This window comes from Saccharothrix sp. NRRL B-16314 (assembly GCF_000716595.1).
Classification (GTDB): domain Bacteria; phylum Actinomycetota; class Actinomycetes; order Mycobacteriales; family Pseudonocardiaceae; genus Actinosynnema.
The window spans coordinates 1-343 of the sequence record NZ_JNXC01000176.1 but is presented as its reverse complement, the minus strand read 5'-3'; the positions used below and the strand labels follow the sequence as shown (position 1 = coordinate 343).

Annotated in this window: 1 pseudogene; it reads right to left on the bottom strand. The window is 70.6% G+C overall.

The features are described 5' to 3' along the window. Window positions 1-281 (bottom strand): annotated as a pseudogene (locus OQ02_RS39550) (aminoglycoside phosphotransferase); the annotation flags it as partial. Between the last annotated feature and the right edge of the window lie 62 nt (window positions 282-343).

The window sequence follows — 343 nt, the reverse complement described above, 5'->3', positions numbered from 1 at the left end:
GCGTCGGTGTCCAGGACGTGGGCGAACTCGCTCCGGATCCGGGCGGCGGTCGCCGGAGCGGCGAGCGAGTACGCGTGGAGCAGCCCCAGGTCGTAGCCGGCGGGTAGGCGGCCCCAGTTCTCCCAGTCGAGCAGGACCAGGGGCGCGCGGGTGAGGTTCGCCCAGTGCAGGTCGGCGTGCCCGGTGGTCGTCTCACGGATCCGGATGGAGTCGATGCCGAGGAAGCGGCGGAAGTTCCGGTCGACCCAGTTTTGCCGTACGGACTCCCGGTCGGTGGGCACCGTCGCGAGCGTGCCGAGTGCGGACTTCAGCTCTGCCCACCACGAGTCGGGCAGATTGACGT